This is a genomic window from Clostridiaceae bacterium, from assembly GCA_012840395.1.
In the GTDB taxonomy this organism is placed as follows: Bacteria; Bacillota; Clostridia; order Acetivibrionales; family DULL01; genus DULL01.
On sequence record DULL01000110.1, the window covers coordinates 89,846 to 110,587 of the forward strand.

Annotated in this window: 18 protein-coding genes; 14 read left to right on the forward strand and 4 right to left on the reverse strand. The window is 36.3% G+C overall.

Annotation, left to right across the window (positions count from 1 at the left end; genetic code table 11):
* Positions 1-33 precede the first annotated feature (33 nt).
* From GXX20_12320 to GXX20_12370, 11 genes are all read left to right on the forward strand, one after another.
* Entirely contained in the window at positions 34-1,668 is a 1,635-nt protein-coding gene (locus GXX20_12320) for an MBL fold metallo-hydrolase (protein ID HHW32431.1), read from the forward strand.
* A 304-nt stretch (positions 1,669-1,972) separates the two neighbouring features.
* Complete coding sequence (locus GXX20_12325; protein ID HHW32432.1) at positions 1,973-2,446, forward strand: DUF3788 family protein; 474 nt, start codon at positions 1,973-1,975, stop codon at positions 2,444-2,446.
* A gap of 215 nt (positions 2,447-2,661) precedes the next feature.
* A complete protein-coding gene (locus GXX20_12330) occupies positions 2,662-4,158 on the forward strand; it encodes a sodium/solute symporter (protein ID HHW32433.1) in 1,497 nt (498 codons plus the stop codon).
* Positions 4,159-4,472: 314 nt separating this feature from the next.
* On the forward strand, positions 4,473-6,218 hold the full coding sequence (iorA, locus tag GXX20_12335) for an indolepyruvate ferredoxin oxidoreductase subunit alpha (protein ID HHW32434.1): 1,746 nt from the start codon (positions 4,473-4,475) through the stop codon (positions 6,216-6,218).
* A complete protein-coding gene (locus tag GXX20_12340; protein HHW32435.1) occupies positions 6,211-6,789 on the forward strand; it encodes an indolepyruvate oxidoreductase subunit beta in 579 nt (192 codons plus the stop codon). Before iorA ends, GXX20_12340 begins: the two co-directional genes overlap by 8 nt.
* Before the next feature lie 151 nt (positions 6,790-6,940).
* The gene (locus tag GXX20_12345) at positions 6,941-8,248 is read left to right on the forward strand and encodes a phenylacetate--CoA ligase (GenBank protein ID HHW32436.1); all 1,308 of its coding nucleotides are present in this window, start codon (positions 6,941-6,943) and stop codon (positions 8,246-8,248) included.
* 21 nt (positions 8,249-8,269) lie between these two features.
* Positions 8,270-8,701, forward strand: coding sequence for an ACT domain-containing protein (locus GXX20_12350; protein ID HHW32437.1), 432 nt, complete (start codon positions 8,270-8,272; stop codon positions 8,699-8,701).
* 351 nt (positions 8,702-9,052) lie between these two features.
* Entirely contained in the window at positions 9,053-10,300 is a 1,248-nt protein-coding gene (locus GXX20_12355; protein ID HHW32438.1) for a competence/damage-inducible protein A, read from the forward strand.
* 114 nt (positions 10,301-10,414) lie between these two features.
* Positions 10,415-12,052, forward strand: a complete 1,638-nt coding sequence (gene murJ / locus GXX20_12360; GenBank protein ID HHW32439.1) for a murein biosynthesis integral membrane protein MurJ — start codon at positions 10,415-10,417, stop codon at positions 12,050-12,052.
* 137 nt (positions 12,053-12,189) lie between these two features.
* Positions 12,190-13,266: a recombinase RecA gene (recA, locus tag GXX20_12365; GenBank protein ID HHW32440.1), complete on the forward strand. Its 1,077-nt coding sequence runs from the start codon at positions 12,190-12,192 to the stop codon at positions 13,264-13,266.
* A gap of 23 nt (positions 13,267-13,289) precedes the next feature.
* Positions 13,290-13,901, forward strand: a complete 612-nt coding sequence (locus GXX20_12370; protein ID HHW32441.1) for a regulatory protein RecX — start codon at positions 13,290-13,292, stop codon at positions 13,899-13,901.
* 80 nt (positions 13,902-13,981) lie between these two features.
* Here GXX20_12370 and GXX20_12375 read toward each other — a convergent pair whose 3' ends face one another.
* The 4 genes from GXX20_12375 to GXX20_12390 all read right to left on the reverse strand — a co-directional run bounded on the left by GXX20_12375 (position 13,982) and on the right by GXX20_12390 (position 17,685).
* Positions 13,982-14,425, reverse strand: a complete 444-nt coding sequence (locus GXX20_12375) for a cell wall hydrolase (protein HHW32442.1) — start codon at positions 14,423-14,425, stop codon at positions 13,982-13,984.
* Positions 14,426-14,512: 87 nt separating this feature from the next.
* Entirely contained in the window at positions 14,513-15,700 is a 1,188-nt protein-coding gene (locus GXX20_12380) for an electron transfer flavoprotein subunit alpha (protein ID HHW32443.1), read from the reverse strand.
* 11 nt (positions 15,701-15,711) lie between these two features.
* Positions 15,712-16,506, reverse strand: a complete 795-nt coding sequence (locus tag GXX20_12385; GenBank protein HHW32444.1) for an electron transfer flavoprotein subunit beta/FixA family protein — start codon at positions 16,504-16,506, stop codon at positions 15,712-15,714.
* A gap of 21 nt (positions 16,507-16,527) precedes the next feature.
* On the reverse strand, positions 16,528-17,685 hold the full coding sequence (locus GXX20_12390) for an acyl-CoA dehydrogenase (GenBank protein HHW32445.1): 1,158 nt from the start codon (positions 17,683-17,685) through the stop codon (positions 16,528-16,530).
* 253 nt (positions 17,686-17,938) lie between these two features.
* Between GXX20_12390 and rimO the strand changes: the two genes are divergently transcribed.
* The 3 genes from rimO (at position 17,939) to fapR (ending at position 20,702) form a co-directional block, all read left to right on the forward strand.
* Positions 17,939-19,279 (forward strand): 30S ribosomal protein S12 methylthiotransferase RimO, encoded by a 1,341-nt coding sequence (gene rimO, locus GXX20_12395; protein HHW32446.1) that lies wholly within the window; start codon positions 17,939-17,941, stop codon positions 19,277-19,279.
* Positions 19,263-19,886 (forward strand): CDP-diacylglycerol--glycerol-3-phosphate 3-phosphatidyltransferase, encoded by a 624-nt coding sequence (gene pgsA / locus GXX20_12400; GenBank protein HHW32447.1) that lies wholly within the window; start codon positions 19,263-19,265, stop codon positions 19,884-19,886. The genes rimO and pgsA overlap by 17 nt, the downstream gene beginning before the upstream one ends.
* A gap of 255 nt (positions 19,887-20,141) precedes the next feature.
* Positions 20,142-20,702, forward strand: a complete 561-nt coding sequence (gene fapR / locus GXX20_12405; protein ID HHW32448.1) for a transcription factor FapR — start codon at positions 20,142-20,144, stop codon at positions 20,700-20,702.
* Positions 20,703-20,742: the final 40 nt, after the last annotated feature.

A 20,742-nucleotide genomic window follows, 5' to 3' on the forward strand; every position in this document is an offset into this window, starting at 1 on the left:
CCCTTGCTTCTGGGTAATTAAGGAGGGGGTCCCATGAAAATCACATTTTTGGGAGCTGCAAGAACCGTTACCGGCTCATGTTTTTATATAGAAACCAAGGATAATAAATTTTTAGTTGATTGTGGCTTTTTCCAGGGTTATAAAGATGGTAACTTAAATGAAGACCCATTTCCATTTGATCCATCAAAACTGGATTTTATACTGCTTACACATGCTCATATAGACCATAGCGGAAGAATACCCAAAATTTTTCTTGAGGGTTTTAAAGGTGAAGTAATAGCAACAAAAGCAACTTGTGAACTGTGTAGAATAATGCTTCCAGACTCAGGATATATTCAGGAGTTTGAAAATGAATGGCTCAACAGAAAGAGATTAAGAGCCGGAAAACCACCTGTTAAACCTCTGTATACCCATCAGGATGCTATAAACTGTATGGAATTGTTCCGAAGTGTATCTTATGGTGAATTGGTGCAGATAAATAAAAACATTAAAGTGAGATTTAATGATGCAGGTCATATGCTTGGTTCAGCAATAATAGAGTTGTGGGCTGAGGAAAACGATAGAATTACAAAGCTGGTGTTTTCTGGTGATTTGGGAAACAAAGGAATGCCTATACTTAGAGATCCTGAAATAATCGAAGACGCTGATTATCTTATTATTGAATCTACATATGGGAACAGGCTGCATATGGGTAAAAGTGAGAAAGCTGATAAGTTTGCAGAAATAATCCTGAATACAGTTAAAAGAGGAGGAAATATTGTTATACCTTCTTTTGCTGTAGGCAGAACCCAGGAGATTATTTATGAATTAAACAAGCAGCTTGGAAAAAATGACCCGAAATATCAGAAGATTATGAATTTGCCCGTATTTGTGGATAGTCCCCTGGCAATATCCGCTACAGAGGTTTTCAGAAATAATCTGGACTGCTATGATGAAGAGGCAAGAAGTTATATAGAAAGCGGGGATAATCCGCTGGATTTTCCAACTTTGAGATTCACGAGAACAGCGGAAGAATCTAAAAAACTTAACAATAATACTGAAAGTAAAATCATTATCTCTGCTAGTGGTATGTGTGAAGCAGGCCGGATAAAGCATCATCTTAAACATAATTTGTGGAGGCAGGAATCTTCAATAATATTTGTTGGTTATCAGGCTGAAGGAACGTTAGGAAGAAAATTGCTTGACGGAGCAAAAAAAGTAAAAATATTCGGAGAAGAAATTTCTGTTAACGCACACATTGAAATGCTGGAGGGTTTTTCAGGACATGCTGATAAAGAAGGCCTTCTTAGCTGGATTAAAGCATTTAGTAAAAAACCCCGGAAGATTTTTATTGTACACGGGGAAAACCAACAAATAGAAGAATTCGCGGAAATTATTAAAAACGAACTTAAAATTGATACAGTAATTCCTTCTTTAGGTGAGACATATAAGATTACACCCGAAAAAACACCTATCAGCAGCATAGTTACTTCAGAAAATTCCCGGGTAGTTTATTCATTCAAGAGGCTTGAAGTACTTACAATGCTTGATAAATTAAAGGATGAATTTGATGAGGTTGCTAGTATTCTCACGGAGGATTTGAAAAAAGAAACAGATGACCAGGAAGTTCAACAATTGATTGAAAAACTGAACAAACTGGAAAAAGAGTTGGTCAATGTGTTAAGGTAATCTTTTTACATCAAATTGCCCTTTGGAAGCAGTATTTACTGAGTTGCCTCATATTATTGGCTGAAATGAAATCAGAAACATGTAATTCATTTTGCTGTATAAGAGCAAATTTGCATAGTAGTAATACAACTTTACTAATAATTAGCATAAAATTGAAGAAAAATTAAAATAGTTATTGACATAAACGTTAGGGAAAACTGTAAAATGTTTTTGAGAGATGAACTAAATTATGCAATGGAAAGAAATATTCCCATCATTTAAACAACCGTAAATAGATGAAATTGCTGATTATATTGGAGGTGATATGAAAGAGTTATGGCTGTCACTAATAAAATATATGGAATCTGCTTATAATGCAAAACCTAAATTGTCCTATAGTGCCTGTGCAGCAAAACCTTGGTGGAATGTAAAATTTCAGAAAAATGGTCAGTCATTTGGTACTCTGTACCCTGAAAAAAATGCCTTTTCAGTTATAATCATAATCAGTTATAAGCTCGACTCGCTAATGCAGTCAATTTTACCGGATCTGAGTCCTGCAACGGCTGAGCTTTATAATAAAGCTGGTGATTACATGAAAATGGGTAAATGGATTATGTTACAAATTAATGACTCAACTACTCTTGAAGATTATAAAAAAATTAACAGTAAAGTTACCAACAAAAGTAAAGCCATTCTTGTAACCGGGATAGAAGCTGTGGTTCAAGATTTTTCGGAGAGTATACCATCTTCGGCTTCCTGGAGTTTATTCAGTTGTATGCGTCATGCAGCACAGAAGTGAAGCAGTACCTGGATCCGATTCTGGCTAAAGTATAGCATGGGGAAATGGTTGTTGTTCAAATTACGAATTGAAGTTTTGGAAAATAACAGTTGAAATAATTAAATTTTCATATTATACTAAAATAGTATGTAGCATGTAGCAAGGTAGCAAAGCAGTTAACAAACTAATTAAACAAGTTTAAAATCAGAATTTGAAGAATGGAAGGATGGTAGAACATGTCAGTTAAATTCCTTATTGTTAGTATTTTTGTAGCCATAATGGTGGCTATCGGACTTTACAGCAGAAAAAAGATTAATAATATTAATGATTTTTATCTGGGTGGCCGCAACATGGGTCCATGGATATCTGCTTTTGCGTATGGAACCACTTATTTTTCTGCAGTTATATTCATAGGTTATGCAGGAAGGATTGGGTGGGGATTCGGAATCTCAGCTACCTGGATAGGAATTGGAAATGCAATAATCGGTAGTTTGCTGGCCTGGTTAATACTTGCCAAGAAAACCCGCAAAATGACCCACGAGTTAAATGCTTCCACAATGCCTGAATTTTTTGAAAAGAGATACGAAAGCAAAGCTATTAAAATAGTTACAGCCCTGATCATTTTTATTTTCCTTGTACCCTATTCAGCATCAGTTTACCAGGGACTTGGATACCTTTTTGAAAGTATTTTTGGAATACCCTTTGTGTATTGCATGGCTGCAATGGCACTAATAACTGCTGTTTATTTATTGTTGGGAGGCTACGTTGCTACTGCATTAAACGATTTTGTACAGGGAATTATCATGATTGTGGGTGTTATATTAATGTTGTATTATATAATATCTCACCCCATGGTAGGAGGACTGGCAGGAGGTATTGAAAAACTTTCGTCAATTCCCGGTGATGGACCTGGCCTTGTCAGTGTTTTTAGTACACAACCTGCAAACCTGCTTGGACTTATAGTTTTAACAAGTCTCGGAACATGGGGACTTCCTCAGATGGTTCACAAATTCTATGCTATAAGGAATGAAGATGCCATAAAGAAAGCAACCATCATATCTACTTTATTTGCAGCACTGATTGGTGGAACAGCCTATTTTACAGGAGCTTTTGGTAGACTCTTCCTTAACAACACTTTACCTGTAGGTTCAAACGGCATGCCAAATGCTGATATGGTAATACCACAGATGTTGGGAATAGCCCTTCCAGAAGCATTGATGGGTATAATTATGCTGCTGGTTTTATCTGCATCCATGTCCACCTTGTCATCTTTAGTTTTGGTATCAAGCTCTGCAATAGTGCTTGACCTTATTAAGGGAAGCTTATTTAAGCAAATAAGCAATAATTTAGTAATGATTCTTATGAAAGTTTGTTGTGCGGTATTTGTGCTTGCCTCATTCCTGGTGGCAGTTACTCCAAATGCTATTCTGACATTGATGTCTTTTTCATGGGGAACGGTAGCCGGATCTTTTCTTGCACCTTTTATCTACGGACTATACTGGAAGAAAACTACAAAAGCTGGTGCCTGGTCTGGCATAATTACAGGCCTGGTATGCTCTTTGGGAGGTGCTATATTATTTGGAATGAATGCAAGCCTTGCTCCCAATATTGGCGCAGTTTCAATGGCTGCATCAATTGTAGTTGTGCCTATAGTTAGTTTATTAACTGCCAGGCAGGAAGAAAAATACGAAGAAAAAGCATATGGTGATTCGCTATCAAAAATTGGCGCATAGTATATAGTATTGTAATAAATAGATGAATATTAAAGCATAAATTTATATATAGATATTTCAATAAAATAGTTGGATATCTTAAATTAAATAGTTTTTTACAGTAATTGCTATTGAGTAAAAGATATAAATAAATAAGCAGGAATAAGTTTGCAGGGAAACGTTTTATCCGTTATTTCATTAACGGATAAGATGTTTCCCAATTAGTATTGTTAATGCAAAATAGTTCTTTAGGTTTTTTTGGATTTACAAGTATGATTATTATGTTTAAAATAAAAAAGAATACTTAAAAGACAAATAGAATGGGGGAAAAATTAGTGAGGAAACTTATGCTGGGCAACGAAGCTGTGGCAAGGGGGGCTTATGAAGCTGGCGTTACAGTAGCTACAGCTTATCCTGGTACACCTAGTACAGAGATAACTGAAAATATTGCTAAATATGATGAGATATATTCTGAATGGTCACCTAATGAAAAAGTTGCCCTTGAAGTTGCAATAGGAGCAGCTATTAGTGGCGCAAGAGCAATTTGTTCAATGAAACATGTTGGGTTAAATGTAGCTGCTGATCCACTTTTCACTGTATCCTACACAGGAGTAAACGGAGGACTGGTTATTGCAGTTGCCGACGACCCAGGGATGCATAGTTCTCAGAATGAGCAGGACAGTAGGTTCTATGCCTTATCTTCCAAGGTTCCTATGCTTGAGCCTTCTGATAGTCAGGAGTGTTTAGATTTTGTAAAAAGAGCTTTTGAGATAAGTGAAAAATTTGATACGCCGGTTATATTAAGGCTTACAACAAGGATTGCACATTCCCAGAGTGTTGTAGAATTAGGAGAAAAAATTGAATATAAATTGAAAGACTACAAAAAGGATGCAGGCAAATATGTCATGATGCCGGCTATGGCAAGGATGAGGCATGTTGAAGTTGAAAAAAGAATGGCTGCATTAAGGAGCTATTCAGACATTACAAATTTAAATGTTATTGAGTGGGGTAGAAAAGATATCGGTATTATCACAAGCGGCATATCATATCAATATGCCAAGGAAGCATTTGGAGAGGCATCATTCTTGAAACTGGGCATGGTATACCCCCTTCCTGATAATCTGATAACCAGATTTTGTGAACAAGTCGAAAATGTATACGTTATAGAAGAGTTAGAGCCATTTATAGAAAACCATGTAAAAAAACTAGGTATAAAAGTAACAGGTAAAGACAAACTTCCTGTTTTAGGGGAACTGAGCGCCAACTTAATAAGAGAAAAACTTCTTGGCACGAAAGCTCCTGAAGGATATTCCATTGATGTGCAGGTTCCTGGCAGGCCGCCTGTTCTATGCCCAGGATGTCCTCACAGAGGGGTTTTTTATGTGCTTAATAAACTTAAGCTGACAGTAAGCGGAGACATAGGGTGTTATACTCTTGGAGCGCTTCCTCCCAACGAGGCAATTGACACCTGCGTTTGCATGGGAGCAAGTGTTGGAATTGTCCATGGAATGGAAAAAGCCAGAGGAAAAGAATTAAATAAAAAGACTGTTGCTGTTATTGGAGATTCAACCTTTATTCATTCAGGTATAACAGGATTAATTGATATTGTCTATAATAAAGGTAATTCTACCGTGCTGATTCTGGATAATTCTATTACTGGTATGACAGGGCACCAACATAACCCTGCAACCGGATTCACTATAAAGGGTGAACCTACAAAGCAGGTAGACCTTGTAAAGCTTTGTAATGCAATAGGAGTGGAAAGAGTAAGAGTTGTTGATCCCTTTGATCTGCACGAAACTGAAAAAGCTATTAAAGAAGAGATAAAAAGTGATGAAGCATCGGTCATAATTTTTCAAAGACCTTGTGCATTGTTGAAACATGTAAAATATGGTAAGCCTTTAAGAATAAATACTGAAAAGTGTAAAAAGTGTAGAGCCTGCATGAGAATAGGATGTCCTGCGATAGTAGAGAAAGGTTCATATTTAGAAGTAAATCAGGCTTTGTGCGTAGGTTGTGAACTGTGCACAAAAGTATGTAAGTTCCACTCTTTTGAGAAAGCAGGTGATATTTGTGAATAGCCTAAATATTCTGATAGTAGGAGTTGGAGGCCAGGGAACGCTTTTAGCGAGCAGGTTGCTTGGCAATGTCGCTCTCAAGAAGTCTTATGATGTAAAGCTTTCAGAGGTTCATGGAATGTCTCAGAGAGGCGGTAGCGTTGTAACTCATGTGAAGTTTGGTGAAAAGATATACTCACCCCTTGTTGAAAAGGGTGAAGCGGATATAATAATTGCTTTTGAACAGTTGGAAGCATTAAGATGGCTTGATTATCTTAAACCAAATGGTAAAATGATAATAAATGACCAAATGATTAGTCCTATGCCGGTAATAATAGGCAAAGCCAAATATCCGGAAAATATTATTGGCAAGATTAAAGAACTCCATGAGTCAACTGTATCCATTGATGCTCTGGAACTGGCCAGACAAAGTGGAAATATTAAAGCTGTAAATGTTGTTTTATTGGGATTGCTTGCTAGCAAAACTGACATTAGTAAAGATATCTGGTTGGAATCCTTAAAGGAAGTTGTTCCTGAAAGATTCTTGGATGTTAACATGAAAGCTTTCGAATTGGGCTATTCTTTACAACAATAATAAAATACAATTATACAAAATAATTAGTCTTCTAGCCTGTTTTTGCTTTTGTGTGGGGCGGGAGTACCCGTAATCCCTAAAAGCCATCTCTGTGGAGAGGTGTATAGGCTTCATATGATATATACAATATATTTTTAGGGAGGTCGGATTTATGAATTGCTGGAACCCCACGTACGAGTGCATGTCGCGGGATGAAATGACCAGAGTCCAGAACGAAAGACTTATAAATACGATAAAGAGAGTCTATCATAATGTACCTTTTTACAGGAATAAAATGCAGCAGTTGGGAATTGAACCTGGAGATATTAAAACTATTGAAGACTTAAAGAAATTACCTTTTTCATACAAACAGGATCTGAGGGATACGTATCCTTATGGCTTGTTTGCGGTACCACTTAGTGAAATAATAAGAATTCATGCTTCATCGGGTACAACAGGAAAACAGACAGTTGTAGGATATACCAGAAGAGACCTGGATATATGGGCGGAAGTAATGGCAAGGACTCTTGTAAGCGCAGGTGCGGGAAAAGATTCCTTTATTCAGGTTGCCTATGGTTATGGCCTGTTTACTGGTGGTTTAGGAGTACATTATGGGGCTGAAAGAATTGGAGCATCAGTCATTCCCATATCCGGAGGTAATACGAAAAGACAAATCCAGATTATGAAGGACTTTGGTACAACAGTACTTGCTTGTACACCTTCTTATGCATTATATATTGCTGAAGTTATGGAAGAAATGGGTATTAAGAAAGAAGAAATTAATTTAAAATCCGGAGTATTTGGTGCTGAACCCTGGTCTGAGAATATGAGGAATGAGATTGAGGAACGCCTTGGCCTCATGGCTATCGATATCTATGGATTAAGTGAAATAATAGGTCCTGGAGTTGCCAGTGAATGTTCGGAAAAATGTGGACTTCATGTACAAGAGGATCATTTTATACCTGAAATAATTGATCCAAATACTGAAGAGGTACTTCCTCCCGGTTCAAAAGGAGAGCTTGTATTCACAACAATAACCAAGGAAGGATTGCCGTTAGTAAGATACAGAACCCGGGATATATCCTATTTGACTTATGAAAAATGTGCCTGTGGCAGAACTAGTGTAAGAATGGGGAAAGTAACCGGAAGAACAGATGATATGCTTATAATAAGAGGAGTAAATGTTTTCCCCACTCAAATAGAAAGTGTATTGCTTGAATTTGGGGAAACGGCTCCACACTATCAGATTATAGTTGACAGAGTTGGTACAATGGATACTTTGGAAGTCCAGGTTGAAATGACCAACAAATTGTTCTCAGATAAGGTAAGAAGTATTGAAGATTTTGAGAAAAAGATAAGACATGAAATTGAAAGTACATTGGGAATCAGCTGCAAAGTCAGACTGGTTGAGCCAAAGTCAATTGAAAGATCTGAAGGTAAGGCCAAAAGGATTATTGATAAAAGAAAAATAAATGTCTAAATATATGGAGGGGGGAAAACTATGTTAGTAAAACAGATTTCTATATTCCTTGAAAATAAGTCAGGGAGATTAGCAGAAGTTACTAAGATACTAGGTGACAACAATATAGACATAAGCGCACTCTCCATTGCCGACACCACTGATTTTGGTATTCTAAGAATCATTGTCAATGATCCTGAAAAGGCAGAAGAAATTTTAACTGCCAACGGGTATGCTGTTAGCAGTACCAGTGTTATTGCAATAGCTGTTCCTGATGAACCCGGAGGATTGGCAAAAGCTTTGGAAGTAATTGCTTCACACAATATTGGAATTGAGTATATGTACGCTTTTGTCGGGAAATGTACCAATGAAGCTATGGTTATTCTAAGGGTTGAAAACCCTGAATCTGTTGTTGATATTTTAACAAAGAATGATATTAAAGTTTTGCCTGCTAATTTCGTTTACGATTTATAATACTTGTAACAAACTCGCTTTGCTCGGGGATTCAGTGGGGGTCTTGCAGTCCCCCACTGAAGAAGGTTGTTATTATATTTTGCATCAATCCAGCTCCAGCTTATAGAAGCGAGAGACTTCTTGATGCCTGGTTAAAATTATAAAGAACCTGGGGGAATAGACGAATAGCTTATTCCTTCAGGATTTTTCTTTGCTTTATTATGCTTTATTATTGGAAGAAATAACGTAATGACATCATAACAGGTTAATCACAGAATAATATCTGAAATTATTGATTAAGGAAATATATAATTGATATAATAAAAAGATAGTAAAAAAGTGGGATTATTCTATAATAGGGAGATGCATTACATGAATGCAGAGATATTAGCTGTAGGTACAGAACTGCTAATGGGACAAATAGCAAATACAAATGCACAGTACATAACCGGAAGACTTCCTGAAGCAGGAATAAATGTTTACTTTCACACTGTTGTTGGAGATAACAGAAACCGTTTGATGAAATCGCTGGATATTGCTTTGGAAAGATCGGACGTGGTTATAATAACAGGCGGTTTAGGGCCAACTCAGGATGATATTACAAAAGAAACAGTATCTGAAAAGCTTGGTTTAAAATTAGTGCTTCATGAAGACATTTTAGAGGAAATGAAATCCTACTTTCAAAGGTTGAACAGAACTATGGCACCTAATAACATAAAGCAGGCCCTTCTTCCTGAAGGCTGTATAGTGGTAAAGAATAAAAACGGAACGGCTCCAGGTTGTATCATAGAACATAAAGATAAAATAATAGTATTGCTTCCTGGTCCTCCATCAGAAATGAAACCAATGTTTGATGATATTGTAATGAAGTATTTCATGGATAAGTCCAGTAGTTACCTTAAATCAAAATACATAAGGATATTTGGCATTGGTGAATCTGACATGGAAGATCGTATTTCAGATCTGGTTTCCAGGCAGACAAATCCTACCATAGCCCCGTATGCAAAAGAAGGCGAAGTTACTTTACGGATTACTGCAAAATATGATAGAAACGGTGACGATGTAGATATTATTGAACCGGTGATAAACAATATTCAATCAAGGCTTGGAGATTACATATACAGCACTGAGAATGAAAACATGGAAAACATAGTGGCGAAACTATTAATGGACAATAATATTTCAATATCTATTGCTGAATCATGCACCGGAGGTATAGTATCAGGCAAACTCACCGATATTCCGGGAATTTCATCTGTTTATTTCGGAGGTATGATTGTCTACAGTAATGAAGCAAAAATAAAAAATCTTCAGGTTAAACAGGAAACTATTGAAAAATATGGTGCCGTAAGTAAGGAAACCGCAACTGAAATGGCAGAGAATATAAGAAAAATTCATAATACTCATCTGGGCCTTTCAATTACAGGAATTGCAGGTCCTGACGGCGGAACTCCCGAAAAACCTGTTGGCCTTGTGTATATAGGCCTTTCAGACGGAAAAAATACACAGGTAAAAGAAATACGGCTTTCAGGAGAAAGAAGAAAAATACGGAATATTACTTCTCTTCATGCTTTGGACATGGTGCGCAGATATGTATTAAATCTGTTAAAGCAAAATTAATTACTCTAGAATTTATTAATATTAGAGATTATTGATGTTTTACGTAAATCATTGATGATGTAGATAAATATGATGTTTACAATTAATACTGTGTTTATAGATAGGAGATAAAAATTGAGTAAGTTGCAAAAGAAAAGTCTTTCTTCGGCTGCTGCAATTGTAATGTCTTCAGTAGTTGTCAGCCGTATAACAGGGTTTATCAGAGAAATGCTTATTCCTACCAAGTTTGGAGTAAGCGAAATAGGGGACATGTATAATATTGCATTTCTGGTACCGGATCTTATGTACAGCCTCCTGATAGGAGGCGCGGTATCAGCTGCATTAATTCCCATTCTTTCAGGATATTTGGGGAGAAATGAGGAAGAAGAAGGATGGAGGGCTGTAAATACTTTTATCAATGTTATTTTTATTGCTTCAGTTCTTGCCTGTCTGGCTGGTATAGTATTTACACCTCAGTTAATAAAACTGGTTTCTTCAGGTTATAATTGGAGCATAGAATCTAATCAGATGGAACTTGTTGTAAAGCTGACAAGAACCCTTTTTCCCTCTGTTGCCTTTCTTATGCTTGCCGGTCTTTGCAACGGTGTATTGAACTCTTATAACAGGTTTGCCGCGGCAGCTTTTGGGCCATCGGTATATAACCTGCTAAGTGCTGCCAGTATATATTTTCTAAGTAATAATGATATTGAGGACAATTATGGTGTCGAAAAAGTTGTAGTAGGTGTAATGCTAAGCGCACTGGCATATTTCCTCTTCCAGATGCTATTTGCTATTAAAAATTTAAGAAATTACCGGCCTGTTATATTATTAAAGCATTCAGGATTCAGGAGATTATTTTCCCTTGCCATTCCTTCCATGCTGTCCTCTTCAGTGGCACAAATTAATTTAATAATATCTTCAAGATTTGCAACCTTTTTTGATGAAGGCAGCGTAACGGCTCTGCGTATGGCAGACAGGACATGGCAGATGCCTCTCGGCATAATTGCCCAGGGGATGGGTGTGGCAATTCTTCCCACCTTATCTGCTGAGTATGCCAGGGGTGAAGTATCTGAATATAAAAGTACATTAATGAAAGGATTAAAAACAGTATTGTTTTTGTCAATTCCTTCAGCTGTCGGCATACTGGTGCTAAATAAGCCTATTGTTAGAACTATCTTCAGATTTTCAGAAAATGTCAGTGAAGCTGATGTTTCGCTAACAGGTAATATACTCACTTTTTTTACAATAGCACTTGTTTTTCAGTCTATGACTACTATTTTAAACAGATGTTTTTATGCAATAAATGATACAAAAACCCCACTTTATTTAGGTACCTGTACAATTATGATAAATGTAATCTTAAGCACATTATTTATAAACTATACTGATATTGGAGTAGCAGGCATGGCCTTGGCTTATTCCTTGTCGGCCACAGTGAATGCATTGGCTCTCCTAATAATACTAGATAAAAAGGCAAAGAGATTAAATCTATCTAACTTTTTGCATTTTATAACAAAAATATTCTTGTGTTCAACAATAATGGGTATTATCCTTTTAGTAGCAGATAATATAATTGGAAAAAGTATTAACATTTATGGCATTAATCTAAGTCATAAGTTATTGCAGCTATTTTCACTAATAATTGAAGTAGGAATTGGTGGCTTGGTATATTTCCTGGCAACTATATTATTAAAAGTTGAAGAAGCTATTAATGTTTATAGGACAATAATTAACAAAATCAGAAACATTAATATTCTTGGTGCAAAACAATAATTTGCATAATTATGTAAATACAACATAAAAATGTAAAATTATACAAATTATTAGTTGACAATTATTGCTATGTTAGATATAATTAATCTATAGAACAAGTGTTCGGCAAGTAATGTATTAGGGAGGATATACTATTTATGATGGAAAAAAAGAAAGCGTTGGAAATGGCTCTAAGTCAAATAGAACGGCAATTTGGGAAAGGTTCTGTAATGAAACTGGGTGAAAATGCCCATATGAATGTTGAAGTGATTCCAACAGGTTCGCTGGCTCTTGATATAGCATTGGGTGTTGGTGGTGTTCCCAGAGGAAGAATTGTTGAAATATTTGGACCTGAGTCCTCTGGTAAAACAACAGTTGCGCTCCACATGATAGCTGAAGCTCAGAAAGCTGGTGGAGAGGCTGCATTTATTGATGCAGAGCATGCCCTTGATCCTGTCTATGCACGGAATCTGGGAGTAGATATAGAGAATCTGATTGTATCACAGCCTGATACAGGAGAACAGGCTCTGGAAATTGCAGAAGCACTTGTAAGAAGTGGAGCCATTGATATTATTGTGGTAGACTCGGTAGCAGCATTGGTTCCAAAAGCTGAAATTGATGGGGAAATGGGAGATCCTCATGTAGGTTTACAAGCCAGGTTAATGTCCCAGGCTTTAAGAAAGCTTGCAGGTGTAATAAGCAAGTCTAAAACAACAGCGGTTTTTATTAACCAACTTAGAGAAAAAGTAGGTGTTATGTTTGGAAATCCGGAAACAACACCTGGTGGCAGAGCATTAAAATTTTATGCCAGTGTTAGGCTTGATGTAAGGAGAGTTGAAACTCTTAAGCAGGGTAGTGAAATGATCGGAAACAGAACCAAGGTAAAAGTTGTAAAAAATAAGGTTGCTCCTCCATTTAAAGAAGCTGAATTCGACATTATTTATGGACAAGGTATTTCTAAAGAAGGCAACATTTTAGATGTTGGTGTAGATTATGATATAATTAACAAAAGTGGTGCCTGGTTCTCATATAATGGTCAAAGATTAGGACAGGGAAGAGAAAATGTAAAACAGTTCCTCAGGGATAACCCGAATATTGCTAATGAGATAGAAATGAAAATTAGAGAAATCTTAGGTCAGAATTTGCCTAATACTGCTGATAATCAGAGTATGGGGTCTAATGGAATAATTGAAGATGAATATATAAATTTTGATGGAGAAAATACAGATTTTTAGGACAAATAGTAGGGTGTTGAATTATGAAAATCACTCGGATTGAAAGGATTGGCAAGAAAAAAGATAAATATTTAATTTATATAGATGGAGAGCGTTCTTTTTCAATCCGTGAAGAAGATTATTTCAAGCTTAACCTATATGAAAAAAAGGAAGTAACCCAAGAAGAACTGGAGTTAATAAGGAACGATATCCTTTATAATTCTGCAAGGTCTGCTGCTATCAGATATGTTTCTTTAATGTTAAGATGCGAAAGTGAAGTAAGAAATAAGTTAAAAACTGACGGATATGAACAGAGTACAATAGATAAGGTGATAGAAGATTTAAAATCCTTAGGTTATATTAATGATAAATTATATGCGCAGAAATATGTATATGACAGAATGAAATTAAAGCCAAAATCAAAAAGGCTTTTAAGATTTGAATTGCAGAAAAGAGGGATATCAACAGAAGATATAGAAGAAGTATTGTCGGACTTTAAAATGAATGAGCAGGATATTATTGAGAGTCTTATTAAAAGAAAGTTTGGTAAATATGACCTGAACGATCCAAAAATATATAAAAGAGCCTTTTCATTTTTGGTCTACAGAGGCTTTAATACTGAGCTGATAAATGAAGTTTTGAATAAAATGAAATAATGTAACTGAAATTTTATAGTCTTTATAAACTTTAAATATAAAGAAATAGCACCCTATTTATATAGGGTGCAAAATATATTTTATGTTTCAGCATAGAGAGGGGTTGGCATGTAAAAACAGTGCTGGCCTATTCTATTAAATAAAGAGCCTGTTCCGTTATAAGGGAAGATAGATGGACATGTCGGGCTAAATGGATTCATATACCACAGACACTCAGCAACACCAGGATGTTTATTACCTGCAAGTGCCCAATCAACTATTTCATAGTGAATACTTTCCGGAGGTGTTGCCCAAACTGTTTGAGGATTTATCTGTCCATAAACCTGGGACAACATACAGGTGAACTGGTAAGGCTGTTCAATTACCTTGCGTAAATCTCCCTGACATTCTCTTAAATACTCTCCATATGCCACATGAACTCTATTCATTACTACTGTAGCGACAGCTTTCATACCGTCCACACCTTCACCATCAGCCTCACATTTTAATAAGCGGGCAAATAATTCTCTGCTGGAAAAAGACATATCTATCACCTTTTATCACTAGTTTACTATTATTATATTTACATAATCATGAAAAGGTGAGTATGGGGACATTCCTCATTATATACCTTAAAGCCTTGATTTTAACTCTTTTATAAGGATAGGCAGTATTTCAAGGACATCTCCCACTATTCCGTAAGTGGCTACCTTGAAAATTGGTGCATCAGGATTTTTGTTTATTGCTATGATAATGTCCGATGAGGACATGCCTGCCAGATGCTGCACTGCACCAGAAATTCCACAGGCGATATAAACCTTGGGGCAAACTGTTTTTCCTGTTTGTCCTACCTGATGGCTATATTCTATCCAGCCTGCGTCTACAGCAGCTCTTGATGCGCCTACAGCTCCCCCGAGAACTTTTGCCAACTCTTCTACAAGTGCAAAGTTTTTAGGATCACAAAGACCTCTGCCTCCGGAAACAACAATATCTGCTTCTGTAAGATTAACAGTCTCGGTAAAAGTATTTACGGTTTCAATAACTTTAACTTTTGTATCCGTAGGTATGGTTACATCAGGAATTGTAATTTTTCCGCTTCTTAATGGGTCTGCCTCAAGAGGTTTCATTACTTTTGGCCTTACAGTTGCCATTTGAGGCCTGTGGTTGGGGCATATAATAGTAGCCATTAAATTGCCTCCAAAAGCAGGCCTGGTTTGCAGAAGAATTCTCTTTTCTGTATCAATTTCCAATCCGGTACAATCTGCCGTTAATCCTGTATTTAACCTGGAAGCTACTCTGGGGGCAAGAGAACGCCCGTAAGTTGTAGCCCCTATTAATACAATTTCCGGTTTATATTTCTTTACTAATTGTACAAATATATCAGCATAAACTTCATCGTTATATTTATCAAGAACAGGATTGTCAACTAATATAACTTCATCTGCGCCTCTGGCGATTAAGTTACCGGCTTGACTTTGGACATTATTACCAAATAGCAGGGCAGTAAGATTTACATTCAGTTTTTCAGCAAGCTTTCTTCCTTCTCCAAGTAATTCATAAACTACATTCAGAGGAACACTTTCTTTTTGCTCTGCGAATACCCAAACTCCCCTGTAATCTGATATATCTTCTTTTTTAACTTCATCCTTTTCAATATCTATTGCGTTAAATTTGCATGAGGTTGCGCATATACCGCAAAGCGTACAATTATCCTGTATTACAGCTTTTTTTTCAATTATTTGAATTGCTCCGAAAGGACATGCTTTAACACAAAGTTTACACCCGATACATTTTTCAACAATAATTCTTATATTAGCCATATGAACACCCCCTAGTCAACATTTTTTAATCTCATGGACAGCAGTTCTTTCGCAAGGCTTTTTGCCTGTTCTTCAGGTGTCCCTTCAAATATTATGCTTTTTACTTCATGTACAGGTATAAATGTTTCCACTACCTGAGTGGGAGAACCTTTTAAGCCGCATAAATCCTTATCTGCATTTATTTCATCAGCAGTCCATACGGGGATTATGGCTTTTTTCGCTCTCATCATACCTTTTAGTGAGGGCAGTCTCGGAGTATTTATTTCCTTTACAACAGTTATTAATGCCGGCAGAGGCATTTCTATTGTTTCATAACCATCATCTGTAAGCCTTTGACACTTTATGTAATTCTCATTGATTTCTTCGATTTTTCTGACATATGTTGTATGTGGAATTCCAAGTTTTTCTGCGAGACTTGGACCAACCTGGGCTGTATCTCCGTCAGTGGCCTGTTTTCCACAAATAATCAGATCAAAACTGCCTATTTTTTTAATTCCAAGTGACAGGGTATAAGCTGTAGCTAAGGTATCTGCTCCTGCAAAAGCCCTGTCACTTAATAAAACAGCTTCATCAGCACCCAGAGCGATTGTATCTTTCAGGAGGCTTGCTACACTTGGAATACCCATACTTAACACTGTCACCTTGCCTCCGCATTTTTCTCTGATTCTTAAGGCTTCTTCCACAGCATGGGTATCAAAAGGATTGATAATAGATTCTATTCCTTCACGTATAATAGTATTGGTTTCTTTATTGTATTTGACCTCATTTGTACCTGGCACCTGCTTAATGCATACTATTATGTTCAATACATACACCTCTTCCCGGGTTTATTTCTTACTGCTTAACTCCTTTATTAGCTCCAGAGCTATGATATTCCTCTGAATCTGGTTTGTACCCTCATAAATCTGGGTTATTTTTGCATCTCTCATTCTCTTTTCAACCGGATATTCCTTCATATATCCATAACCACCAAGTATTTGAACTGCATCAGTTGTTACTTTCATGGCAGTATCAGATGCAAATACTTTAACCATGGCTGATTCCTTAGATATATTTTTTGCTCCGCTGTCAATGTGCCTGCAAGTCTGGTATAAAAGGCATCTTGCAGCTTCTATCTGTATAGCCATATCAGCCAGCATATGCTGTATTGCCTGGAAAGAGGATATGGGCTGACCAAATTGCACTCTTTCTTTGGAATATTTAAGAGCCTCATCAAAAGCACCCTGTGCTATTCCCAATGCCTGCGCTGCGACGCCTGGCCTTGTTCTGTCCAGGGTTTTCATGGCTACTATAAAGCCCATTCCTTCACGGGTAAGAAGGTTTTCTTTTGGTATTCTGCAATTATCAAATATTAATTCTCTTGTACTTGATGCCCTTATTCCCATTTTATTTTCTTTTTTACCAAAGGAAAAACCCGGAGTCCCCTTTTCAACTATAAAGGCAGAAAAACCACGGGCACCTTTTGATCTGTCAGTACATGCAATGATTGTATAAACATCAGCTTCTCCGCCGTTTGTAATCCACTGCTTGGTGCCGTTAAGAACATAATGGTCTCCGTCAAGAACTGCTGTAGTCTCTATTCCAGCTGCATCACTTCCGGCATTTGCTTCTGTCAGACCAAAAGCTGCTAATTTTTCACCAGATGCAATATCAGGAAGATATTTTTGCTTTTGTTCCTCATTTCCAAATAATATAATAGGAAATGTTCCCAGGCCCGTTCCTGCAAAAGCAAGGGAAATACCTCCACAAGCCCTGCTAAGTTCTTCTACTACAAGGGCCATTTCCAGAATACCGCCACCTAAACCACCGTATTCTTCAGGTATGTACACACCACAGAGATCTGAATCTGCGAGGATTTTTACTATGTCGTGGGGAAATGTACCAGCTTCATCATACTCAATTGCCAGAGGTGCTATTTTTTCGTCTGCTATCCTTTTAGCCAGTTCTTTTATCATCTGCTGTTCTTCAGTTAAGAAATATTCCATAGAACACACTCCTCTTATAAAATATTTATATTTATCATATGCATTTATTATTTGATATTATTATCTGGTAATAATTATTATAAATTATATTATAGAATTATTTTTATTGTATTGCAATATATTTCTTGAGCAGCTGTTTTCTCAAAGTGATATTGTAAAAGAATAATAGTTGACAGCTCTTGTTTGAAAGCTGATAATTAACTTGAGCAGATAAGTTTATGCATTTTAATATCAAGGAATGGAGAGGTTAATTTTGGCTAAGAAGATTGGCCTTGTATCACTGGGATGTTCAAAGAATCTTGTTGACAGTGAAATAATGCTGGGGATACTCAGTGAACAGGGTTTTGAAGTAACAAATGACAAAAATGATGCTGACATGATTATTATTAATACCTGTGGTTTTATAGATTCTGCAAAAGAAGAATCAATTAACACTATTCTTGAAATGGCTGAGCTAAAGAAAGGGAAATGCAGGTTCCTGATAGTTGCCGGGTGTCTTGCTGAGAGATACAGAAATGAGATAAGAAAAGAAATTCCAGAGGTAGATGCAGTTATCGGAACCGGGAATTATGGGGATATAGCCCAAGTGGTAAACAGGCTTTATCAGGGGGACAAGCCTGTAATATACGGTATTTCCACAGAGCTTGATTATCTGGAAAATAAAAGAATTATTTCTACAAATAATGGATATGCCTATCTTAAAATTGCTGAAGGATGCGATAATTGCTGTACTTATTGTATTATCCCGAAGCTCAGAGGTCCCTATAGAAGCAGGAGTATGGAGAGTATTTTAAGGGAAGCTGAAGATTTAGCACAAAAAGGTGTTAAGGAATTAGTCCTTATTGCTCAGGATACATCTAAATATGGGATTGATATATATGGTCAGAAGAAGCTGGTTGACCTTTTAAAAGAATTAGAAAAAATTAACGGGATTGAGTGGATAAGATTTCTGTACTGCTACCCGGAAGATGTAGATGATGCGCTGATAGATGAAGTGATAAGAAATACAAAAGTATGCAATTACTTTGATATACCAATACAGCATATCAGTGATAAAATTCTTAAGATGATGGGGAGAAAAGGTAGCGCAGCAGAGATAAAGGCTCTGATTGAAAAAATAAGAAACAGAATTCCTGACGTTGTTTTGAGAACGACCTTAATGGTTGGTTTTCCCGGAGAAAATGACACGGACTTTATGGAACTGTATAATTTTGTTAAGGAGTATAAATTTGATAGGTTGGGAGTATTCACCTATTCAAGAGAAGAGGGCACCCCTGCAGACAAATTAGATTTCCAGGTTGATGAAAAAACTAAAAACAGCAGGTATAATAAGATAATGGCATTGCAGAAGAAAATTTCAAGGGAAAAGAATAAAAAGCGGCTTGGAAAAGAATATAGAACCATAGTAGAAGGTGTAGCCGATGACGGAATCTTTTATTATGGAAGGACTCCATTTGAAGCGCCTGAAATAGACGGACTGGCTTATTTCACTAGCAGTGAACCCTTGAATATAGGTGAGTTTGTAAATATAAAAATAGTTAACACAGAAGACTACGATGTAATAGGAGAGGTTACAAATGAATTTACCAAATAGAATTACATTATCAAGAATATTTATTGTTCCGATTTTTATGTTGTTCGTAATCCCATTTCCTGACTGGGTGTTACAAAGTAGCTGGCTGGAATTTATAAAGCCGCAGTTGATTTATTTGAATAATTTTATTATGAATTTTGGCAATTATATTGCTGCTGTAATATTTATAATAGCTTCAAGCACTGATGGGGTAGATGGTTATATAGCAAGAAAAAGAAAACTTGTAACAAAGTTCGGGAAGTTTCTTGATCCTGTTGCAGATAAATTATTGGTTACAGCGGCTTTAATAGCTCTTCTTCAAAGAGGCAATATATCAGGTTGGTCTGCTATGATAATAATAGGCAGGGAACTTATGGTTACAGGTCTCAGGCTGATAGCTGCAGGTGAAGGTATAGTAATAGCTGCCAGCAAGTTCGGGAAAATTAAAACTGTAACCCAGATAATAGCAATTGTGGCTTCCCTGCTTCAGAACTATCCTCTTAGTTTGATTACTGATTTCAGATTTGATAAATATTTTATGTTTATCGCAGTTATTATAACAATATATTCTGGGTATGATTATTTTTCAAAAAATTTAAAGGTTATCGGATTAGAGGATCATATGTGACTATTTTCGAATGCTGTAAAATCGTATAATTGTGATTAATTTTAGTTATATTATTTCTTGTGCACTCATCTTTATTTAATTATATTGTGAGTGCATTTTGTATTTATTTATATGGTATTTATAATGGAATACCTGGAAATAATTTTTCCAAAAAGTAAATAAACTATTGCATAGTTTGACGGTTTAATATATACTTTTATTATCAGCAATTAGTAGCTGGTAATAAATGATCGGGAAATAATCAGGAGTAAGGCTATGAGCAAGTCTTCGTACACAAAAAAAGATAGACAAAGATTGCTCCCACAAAAGATTAAAGAGGATCCTTTTTTGACAGATGAGGAGCTGGCGCACTTTTTCTCTGTCAGTGTTCCAACTATAAGGCTGGACAGACTTGAACTTGGAATACCCGAACTAAGAGAGAGGATTAAAAGTGTTGCAGAGAAGAACTATAGTAAGGTAAAGTCCCTGCAAAGCAAAGAAATTATTGGGGAATTATTGGATATTGTTCTAGGTAAAAGTGGAATAGCCATGCTTGAAACAAACGAAAACATGGTTTTTGAGAGAAGTAAAATAGTAAGAGGTAATTACATATATTCATTTGCAGAGTCACTGGCGATAGCTGTAATAGACGCTAATGTAGCCCTGGTGGGAGTGGCAAATATTAAGTATAAAACACCGGTTTATGCAGGGAGCAAGCTTATTGCAAAAGCAGAAGTACGCAGGGTTAGAGAAAAAAGCCATATTGTATGGGTTAAAATAACTGAGAAGCAGAATGAAGTTTTCAGGGGAAAGTTTATACTTGTTTCAATTGAGTAATAATAGGAAAAATTATAAAGTAAAAATAATTTTTTGAATG

Excerpts from the sequence above, each read along its gene's own strand:
- GXX20_12320 (HHW32431.1), top strand. The coding sequence starts at position 34 with ATGAAAATCACATTTTTGGGAGCTGCAAGAACCGTTACCGGCTCATGT.
- GXX20_12325 (HHW32432.1), top strand. The coding sequence starts at position 1,973 with ATGAAAGAGTTATGGCTGTCACTAATAAAATATATGGAATCTGCTTAT.
- GXX20_12330 (HHW32433.1), top strand. The coding sequence starts at position 2,662 with ATGTCAGTTAAATTCCTTATTGTTAGTATTTTTGTAGCCATAATGGTG.
- GXX20_12345 (HHW32436.1), top strand. The coding sequence starts at position 6,941 with ATGAATTGCTGGAACCCCACGTACGAGTGCATGTCGCGGGATGAAATG.
- GXX20_12350 (HHW32437.1), top strand. The coding sequence starts at position 8,270 with ATGTTAGTAAAACAGATTTCTATATTCCTTGAAAATAAGTCAGGGAGA.
- GXX20_12355 (HHW32438.1), top strand. The coding sequence starts at position 9,053 with ATGAATGCAGAGATATTAGCTGTAGGTACAGAACTGCTAATGGGACAA.
- recA (HHW32440.1), top strand. The coding sequence starts at position 12,190 with ATGATGGAAAAAAAGAAAGCGTTGGAAATGGCTCTAAGTCAAATAGAA.
- GXX20_12370 (HHW32441.1), top strand. The coding sequence starts at position 13,290 with ATGAAAATCACTCGGATTGAAAGGATTGGCAAGAAAAAAGATAAATAT.
- GXX20_12375 (HHW32442.1), bottom strand. The coding sequence starts at position 14,425 with ATGTCTTTTTCCAGCAGAGAATTATTTGCCCGCTTATTAAAATGTGAG.
- GXX20_12380 (HHW32443.1), bottom strand. The coding sequence starts at position 15,700 with ATGGCTAATATAAGAATTATTGTTGAAAAATGTATCGGGTGTAAACTT.
- GXX20_12390 (HHW32445.1), bottom strand. The coding sequence starts at position 17,685 with ATGGAATATTTCTTAACTGAAGAACAGCAGATGATAAAAGAACTGGCT.
- pgsA (HHW32447.1), top strand. The coding sequence starts at position 19,263 with ATGAATTTACCAAATAGAATTACATTATCAAGAATATTTATTGTTCCG.
- fapR (HHW32448.1), top strand. The coding sequence starts at position 20,142 with ATGAGCAAGTCTTCGTACACAAAAAAAGATAGACAAAGATTGCTCCCA.